The organism is Oleiagrimonas sp. (genome assembly GCF_027858935.1).
Lineage (GTDB): Bacteria > Pseudomonadota > Gammaproteobacteria > Xanthomonadales > Rhodanobacteraceae > Oleiagrimonas.
Genome location: NZ_JAQIBU010000078.1, coordinates 1 through 2251, shown reverse-complemented (window position 1 = coordinate 2251; position 2251 = coordinate 1). Strand labels below are relative to the sequence as shown.

The window sequence follows — 2251 nt, the reverse complement described above, 5'->3', positions numbered from 1 at the left end:
GTGTTCGACCGCGTGCGCGAGCTGTTCCGGCTGGCGCGCAAGGCCGAGCCGGAGGAAATCCTCAACCGCTCGATCAACAACACCTTGTCGCGAACCATCATCACCTCGCTGTTCACGGCCATCACCATGGGCGCGCTGTTCCTGTTTGGTGGTCCGACTGTGCATGGATTCGCCATCACCATGCTGATCGGTATCGTGATCGGCACCCTGTCGTCGATCTTCGTGGCCAGCCCGATTCTGCTGTGGCTGGGCGTGTCGAAGAAGGACCTGATGCCGGTTTCGAAAGACAATCCGGAGTTGGCGCGCCGGCCCTGACAAGGGCGCGCCCACACCTTGAAAGGCCCGGTGCAGACCGGGCCTTTTTGCATGGATCACCAGAGGTCGTTGCGTCTTTGTTGGGGTATGGAGCGATCCATATGAGGCAGGCATGGACGATATCTGTCAGACATGTCGGGCTTGTTTTCATGGGGACGCTTGTGGCCGTCGTGGTTTCTTCACGTGCCGGTCCGGACATGGCTTCAGCTCGGGAGCGAGGTCCTTGAGTGATGCTGCAACAGCTCCGAGAAGCGTGCAGATCACATGCTGCCCTGGCTTCATCAATGCAACTGGCACCGATGCCATGCCAGTCTCGGTTATCGGCCACCGATCAGCCGCATCACGATTCCACTGAACAACGTGCTGGGTTTACACAGCTAGATCCAAGTCGACACGCTGGAGACGGCTGCTTGTTCAGCGAGTCCGAAGCGTTTTATCCAGCATTTCGAGACGCTGCGGGGTGCCGACATCGGTCCAGCGCCCACCGTGATGCTGACCGTCCACGCGGCCCGCGGACATCGCTGCGCGCAGTAGCGGCGCCAGCCCGAATGCTGGCGGCTGGCGGCGCGCGCCCTGCGTATCTCCGACCACAGCGCGCCAGTGCTCGAGCAACTGCGGGCGGTACAGGCCGATGCCCGCGAAGGTCAGGCGTGGGCCCGCTTCGTCGTCATGCAGGCCGCCATGGACGTCCAGCCGGAAATCGCCATGTGGGTGGTGCTCCGGATTGTCGACCAGCACCAGGTGCGCCTGATCGCGCGGTGCGGCGGGCAGTGTGGCGAAATCGAAATCGGTCCAGATGTCGCCGTTGATGGCCAGGAACGGCGCATCGCCCAGCTGATCCAGCGCGTTCAGCATGCCGCCTCCGGTCTCCAGCGGCACCTCGCCTTCGTACGCATAGTGCAGGCGCAGTCCCCAGTGCGCGCCGTTGCCGAGCAGCTGCGGAAAACGTGCGCCCAGATGGGCTGTGTTGATTACCACCTCGCGTATGCCCAGCGCCGAAAGTTTCTCCAGATGCCATGCGATCAAAGGTTTTCCAGCCGCTTCCAGCAATGGCTTCGGAGTGTGGTCGGTCAGGGGGCGCATGCGGGTGCCCAAGCCGGCCGCGAAGATCAGCGCGCGCATTTCGCTCATGCCTGGGTCAGGGGAAGCGTCAGGTCCCGGTCCCCTACGCAGCGGCGCAGGAAGCGGGCCAGCATCTGCACCTGCGGTTGGCGTGCAGCCACGTCCTGGATGTAGTCGAATACGCGTGGCAGGTCCTTCAGGTAGCCGGCCTTGCCATCGCGGTAGTGCAGTCGGCAGAAGATGCCCAGCACCTTGATGTGTCGCTGCAGGCACATCCGGTTGAAAGCCTCCAGGAAGCGTGCGCGATCAAGGCCGGCCATGATCATGCCCTCGTCCAGCAGACGGCGGCGATACGTCTCGACCCAGGATTCCACGCGCGCAAGCGGCCAGCGGATGTAGCAGTCGCGCAGCAGTGATGCCAGGTCATAGGTGATCGGCCCGCGCACGGCGCCCTGAAAATCGATGATGCCGGGAGTGTTGGTTTCCGTGTGCAGCAGGTTGCGGCTGTGGAAATCCCGATGCACGAAGACCTGCTGCTGGGAAGTGGCGCTTTCGATCAGATGGTCAAACGCCGCCTCCAGCATGCCCCGGTCCGTGGCGTCCGGATGGATGCCCAGATGCCGACCCAGGAACCACTCCGTCATCAGTTGCACTTCGTTGTGCAGCATGGCGGCATCATAGGTGGGCAGGCTGCCCACCTCGATGTCGCGCTGCATGATCAGCAAGGCATCCATGGCTTCTCCGTAGAGCGCGTCGGCATTGTCCTCGTTGAGCATCTCCAGATAGTGCGTATGGCCCAGGTCGGACATCAGCACGAAACCCCGCTGGGCATCCTCTGCCAGCACTTCAGGCGCATGCAGGCCGACTTCGCGCA

2 protein-coding genes and 2 pseudogenes are annotated in these 2251 nt (G+C 62.9%); 2 read left to right on the top strand and 2 right to left on the bottom strand.

Annotated features, from left to right (window positions below; all coding sequences use genetic code 11):
* A pseudogene (locus PF446_RS03055) lies at positions 1 to 315 on the top strand (protein translocase subunit SecF); the annotation flags it as partial.
* A 237-nt stretch (positions 316 to 552) separates the two neighbouring features.
* Positions 553 to 696, top strand: a pseudogene (locus tag PF446_RS03050) (IS481 family transposase); the annotation flags it as partial.
* 33 nt (positions 697 to 729) lie between these two features.
* On the opposite strand, the gene murU reads toward PF446_RS03050, so the two are convergent.
* Both murU and PF446_RS03040 read right to left on the bottom strand, forming a co-directional pair.
* Positions 730 to 1437, bottom strand: coding sequence for an N-acetylmuramate alpha-1-phosphate uridylyltransferase MurU (murU, locus tag PF446_RS03045; RefSeq protein ID WP_298069607.1), 708 nt, complete (start codon positions 1435 to 1437; stop codon positions 730 to 732).
* A gap of 5 nt (positions 1438 to 1442) precedes the next feature.
* A partial coding sequence (locus PF446_RS03040) for a phosphotransferase (protein WP_298069605.1) occupies positions 1443 to 2251 on the bottom strand: 809 nt, incomplete at its 5' end.